Annotated in this window: 3 protein-coding genes, 11 tRNA genes and 1 rRNA gene; all 15 read left to right on the top strand. The window is 23.1% G+C overall.

Annotation, left to right across the window (positions count from 1 at the left end):
• Positions 1-2 precede the first annotated feature (2 nt).
• The 15 genes from rrf (at position 3) to smpB (ending at position 3,860) form a co-directional block, all read left to right on the top strand.
• Positions 3-115 (top strand): 5S ribosomal RNA (gene rrf, locus Q8777_RS02345).
• Positions 116-125: 10 nt separating this feature from the next.
• A tRNA-Val gene (locus Q8777_RS02340) sits at positions 126-201 on the top strand.
• A 10-nt stretch (positions 202-211) separates the two neighbouring features.
• A tRNA-Thr gene (locus Q8777_RS02335) sits at positions 212-287 on the top strand.
• Between the two features lie 32 nt (positions 288-319).
• Positions 320-395, top strand: a tRNA-Lys gene (locus Q8777_RS02330).
• Positions 396-436: 41 nt separating this feature from the next.
• Positions 437-522, top strand: a tRNA-Leu gene (locus Q8777_RS02325).
• Positions 523-534: 12 nt separating this feature from the next.
• Positions 535-610 (top strand) — tRNA-Ala (locus tag Q8777_RS02320).
• 67 nt (positions 611-677) lie between these two features.
• A tRNA-Met gene (locus Q8777_RS02315) sits at positions 678-754 on the top strand.
• A 4-nt stretch (positions 755-758) separates the two neighbouring features.
• Positions 759-836: transfer RNA gene (locus Q8777_RS02310), tRNA-Ile, on the top strand.
• Between the two features lie 26 nt (positions 837-862).
• Positions 863-951 (top strand) — tRNA-Ser (locus tag Q8777_RS02305).
• A 20-nt stretch (positions 952-971) separates the two neighbouring features.
• Positions 972-1,048, top strand: a tRNA-Met gene (locus Q8777_RS02300).
• A gap of 5 nt (positions 1,049-1,053) precedes the next feature.
• Positions 1,054-1,129: transfer RNA gene (locus tag Q8777_RS02295), tRNA-Asp, on the top strand.
• Positions 1,130-1,152: 23 nt separating this feature from the next.
• A tRNA-Phe gene (locus tag Q8777_RS02290) sits at positions 1,153-1,228 on the top strand.
• Between the two features lie 104 nt (positions 1,229-1,332).
• Positions 1,333-2,652 carry a hypothetical protein gene (locus Q8777_RS02285; protein ID WP_318676484.1) on the top strand — a complete coding sequence of 440 codons (1,320 nt, stop codon included), beginning with the start codon at positions 1,333-1,335 and terminating at the stop codon, positions 2,650-2,652.
• A 161-nt stretch (positions 2,653-2,813) separates the two neighbouring features.
• Positions 2,814-3,341, top strand: coding sequence for an inorganic diphosphatase (locus Q8777_RS02280; protein ID WP_318676485.1), 528 nt, complete (start codon positions 2,814-2,816; stop codon positions 3,339-3,341).
• A gap of 69 nt (positions 3,342-3,410) precedes the next feature.
• Positions 3,411-3,860: an SsrA-binding protein SmpB gene (gene smpB, locus Q8777_RS02275; RefSeq protein WP_318676487.1), complete on the top strand. Its 450-nt coding sequence runs from the start codon at positions 3,411-3,413 to the stop codon at positions 3,858-3,860.
• Positions 3,861-4,404: the final 544 nt, after the last annotated feature.

The raw sequence follows: 4,404 nt of genomic DNA, 5'->3' as shown, positions 1-4,404 counted from the left end.
ACCTTGGTGATTAATAAAAGGGGAAACACCTGTTCCCATTTCGAATACAGCAGTTAAGTCCTTTTATTCTGAAAATAGTTTTTGGTTTCAAAAGCAAAGATAAGATTTGCCAAGGTTTACTTAGAAGAGGATTAGCTCAGTTGGGAGAGCGTCTGCCTTACAAGCAGAAAGTCGTGGGTTCAAGTCCCTCATCCTCTACCATGTTTTATAAGCCAAAATAGCTCAATAGGTAGAGCAACTGACTTGTAATCAGTAGGTTACGGGTTCGATTCCTGTTTTTGGCACCAAAAAAATATACATATATATAAAAAAAATAGTCGTCCCGTTAGCTCAGTTGGTAGAGCACTTGACTTTTAATCAAGGTGTCAAAGGTTCGAGTCCTTTACGGGACACCATTTTAAAAAATTCAAAATTAAATATTTTATTTTTGTTTTTTGCCTGGATGGTGGAATTGGTAGACACGTGGGACTTAAAATCCCATGGTTTTTAGCCGTGCCGGTTCAAGTCCGGCTCTAGGTACCATAAATAAAAAAAGGGGTTTTAGCTCAGTTGGTAGAGCACCTGTCTTGCACACAGGATGTCAGCGGTTCGAATCCGCTAAACTCCACCAATTTTTTATTTAAATAAAATTAAAATGTTATAATATTAAAGTTAATAAAATAAAAATTTTAAAATGAGGCGGTATAGCTCAGTTGGCTAGAGCGTTCGGTTCATACCCGTGAGGTCGAGGGTTCAAATCCCCCTACCGCTACCAAGTTGGACCTGTAGCTCAGTTGGCCCAGAGCTACCGGCTCATAACCGGTTGGTCGTAGGTTCGAATCCTACCAGGTCCACCATTAATTAGTTTTTTTTATATAAATTTGGAGAAATACCCAAGCGGTTGAAGGGGCCAGTCTTGAAAACTGGAAGATCCGAAAGGATGCGGGGGTTCGAATCCCTCTTTCTCCGCCAAAAAATTTTTTTATCTTTATCGCGGGATAGAGCAGTTTGGTAGCTCGTCGGGCTCATAATCCGAAGGTCGTAGGTTCAAATCCTTCTCCCGCAACCAAAAAAGGTCTGGTGGTGTAGCGGTTAACATGCTTGCCTGTCACGCAGGAGATCGCGGGTTCGATTCCCGTCCAGACCGCCATTTTTTTATATATTTTAAAATAGGGCTCTGTAGCTCAGTCGGTAGAGCAGTGGCCTGAAGAGCCTCGTGTCGGCAGTTCGATTCTGCCCGGAGCCACCATTGATTTAATTTTTTTTTAAAAAAATTAATTATATTTTTTATATTAATTCAAATTTATTTTTGTTTAATTTTTATAGAAAAAAATGTTAGAAAGAAATAAGTAATTGAAAAAATACAAATTTTTTTTAAAAAAAATTAATTTTTATTATTTTTTTGTTTTTTTTATTTTCTTTTTTTTAATTTTTGAATTTTCTATTATTAAAGCTGTTGAAACAAAAAAAGAAGATTTTATTGAATTAAAAGAAAATAAAGAATTAGAAAATACAAAATTAAAATTTTCAAAAGATGTTATAGTTTTAGATAAAAAAAAAAATAGTGAAAGTGAACAAAAAATTTTTTTTGATTCTAGAAATCAAAAAATAGAAACATCAAAATCTGAAAAAAATTTATGCGATTATTCTTCGATTTTATCAAAAAAAGAAGCAGAAAAATTATTAGAAAATAAATATAAAAAAGATCTAAAACAAAAACATTTGATTATTGCTTGGAAACATTACTTAGGATCTATATTTTCCAAAAAAGTAATATTATTTTACAACATTAAAGATGTTAAAACTATTTCATGTGAATCTTTTAAAGAATGGTTAAATTTTAAACAACTTGTTTTTTCTTTATTAGAATATCATATTCCTAAATTAGATTTTTTATTTGATTTATTTAATATTTCAGGTTTAAAAGAGTCATTTATTGATGATAAATATGATAAAACAGGATTAGAAATGGTTTCTTTTTATTCTTTGTTAAACAAAAACCCTTCTTTAGGATATTTTTATTTTAATGATTCAGAAAGAAAAAATATTAATTCAATTAATATTTCTTTTTGTAATTGTCAAATTTCAGGTTATTCTATTATTGATTTATTTTTTGAAATAATTAATTTTCACGGAGAAGATTTAATTATTTTTAAAGAACATTTATTTAATTATTTAAAACATTTAAGTGAAATTGCTAATAATAAAAATATAAATTCAAAAGAAGTCGATATTTTAATTGAAGAGTTTATAGAAAGAATTATTGATGTTACTGATATCGAACTTTTAGATAAAAAATTTCTTTTTCATTTAATTAAAACTATAAGTGTTAAATTTGTTCCTAAAGCTTTTTCTCTTCACATTTCTGTAGATCAAACAAATATCAAACCTTTAAAAGAAATGAATTTAGAAACTTCTTCACTTCCAGAACATCAAACTATAGGGTTTTTGTTAAAATTAGAAAAAAATGATAACAAAATATATTTTTGTTTTTATGAAATTTTTCAAGATGAAACCAATAATGAAGAACATTTAAAGTTAATAAATAGTATTATTGTTTTAGATTTAAATAAAAAAGAACATTTACTATTTAATCATTTAAATATTAGTTTAATTCAAAAGAAAAATATTTTTTTAAAAAAAACTAAATTATACGGAGCTAAAAAAATTTAAAAAATAATTTATATTTTTTAAATTTTATTTTTATTTTAAAATTTTAAATTTTATTAATTAAATTAATAATTAAAAATCTTTTTTTATTTTTTTAAGATAAAAAAAGATATAAAATTTTAAAAAATAAAAAAGTTTTTTAATTAAAAAGGAAAAAATATAATATGGTTTTATTAAATAATATTTCTTCAGAAAGAATTACTGAAAATAGTTTTCTTGTTATGATTGAAATTTCTAAAGGTAGTAGAAAAAAATATGAACTTGATAAAGAAACATGTTTACTGAAATTAGATCGTATTTTAAGAACTTCTTTTGTTTATCCTTCTAATTATGGATTTATTCCTTTAACTTACTGTGAAGATAAAGATCCTTTAGATGTTTTTGTTTTATCTCAGGAAATTTTAGATCCAATGGTTTTAGTCCAATGCAGACCAATAGGAGTTATTGAAATAATTGATAATGGCGAGATAGATAACAAAATAATCGCTGTTCCGAATTTTGATTCTTCAATGCAAAATTATCAAGATATTAAAGATGTACCCTTTTTTTTATTAGAGGAAATAAAACATTTTTTAATTCATTATAAAGATTTAGAAAATAAAAAAGTTTTAATAAAAAAAATAGAAGACAAAAATAAATCTTTAATCATAATCAAGGAATCTTTATCTAAATATAAAAAATTAAAAAAATAATATTATATTTTTTTAATATATAATAAGGTTTATTTTGTAAATATTTAAAATAAAAAAGTGATTTGAATAATGATAAAAACTATTCTTACTAATAAAAAAGCTTTTTATAATTATTTTTTAGAAAAGAAATATATTGCAGGTATTCAATTATTAGGAAATGAAGTAAAATCAATTAGATTAAAAAAAGTTAATTTTGATAATTCTTATATTAATATTGAAAATAATGAAGCATTTGTTTTTAATATGTTTATTTTTAAATATGATTTTAGTAATAAGTTTGATTATGAAGAAAAAAGAAAAAAAAAACTTTTATTAAAAAAAAAAGAAATTTTACAAATTAAAAACAAAATTCAAATAAAAGATTTTAGTGCTATTCCTGTTAAAATTATTTCTGATAGAAATTTATTAAAATTAGAAATTTATTTAGCAAAAGGAAAAAAAAAATATGACAAAAGAAATTTATTAAAAGAAAAAGATGATCAATTAAGAATAAAAAAAAGCTTAGAATGTATTTATTGATTTTTATTTTTTTTTAAAAAAAAAAGAAGATTAAATTATTATAATCTTCTAAATAAAATTAATTTGTAAAATACTTAATTTAAGGTAAATATCAAAAAAATATTTTAATTAATTATATTCTTTGGTATTATTTTTTCAATAAAATTATACCATTTTTGTGATATTAGTAAAATATTATATTTAATACTATTTTTATTCTTTATTAATTGTGAAAAATTTGGATTATGCGAATATATTGAATATAAAGAAGCTCCTACAATAGCTCCAAAAATTATACCCAATACAAAAATTATTATATTCGATAATAAATTAAAAATCATTTATTCTGATTCCTTATTCTTTTTATATTCTTTTTATATTCTTTTTATATTCTTTTTATATTCTTTTTATATTCTTTTTATAAAAGATTTTAAATTTTCATATTTAATTATATTTTAAATAATTAAAATTTAAAAAAAAATACCTTACTACTAATATAATTACATATTTTCTTTTATTATTAAAAAAAAATTATTAATATATAAAAAAACACAATCATATTTAT

The sequence above is a fragment of the Candidatus Phytoplasma stylosanthis genome (assembly GCF_032886435.1).
Lineage (GTDB): Bacteria > Bacillota_I > Bacilli_A > Acholeplasmatales > Acholeplasmataceae > Phytoplasma > Phytoplasma stylosanthis.
This window is presented reverse-complemented; position numbering and strand designations above follow the sequence as displayed.